Genomic DNA, 243 nt, shown 5'->3' with positions numbered 1-243 from the left:
CGCGTATTGATGCCAAACGTGGGCAAACAATCAAATTAATGTACACAGCCAGCACCTCACTGCCTAAAGACAGAGAGAGCGTGTTCTGGTTTAACGTACTGGAAGTTCCACCAAAACCAGATGCAGAAAAGGTCGCGAATCAAAGCCTGCTGCAACTGGCATTTCGCACACGTATAAAACTTTTCTATCGCCCGGATGGATTGAAGGGAAATCCCTCTGAAGCCCCGTTAGCCCTGAAGTGGT

1 protein-coding gene is annotated in these 243 nt (G+C 48.1%); it reads left to right on the top strand.

The genetic code is table 11. The features are described from left to right. On the top strand, positions 1 to 243 hold a 243-nt coding region (locus AC0L27_RS41485; RefSeq protein WP_473323930.1), incomplete at both ends, for a fimbria/pilus periplasmic chaperone.

The sequence above is a fragment of the Bradyrhizobium sp. Ken51 genome (assembly GCF_055807435.1).
Note: the sequence above shows the minus strand (reverse complement) of the source record. Positions and strands in the feature narration are given on the sequence as shown.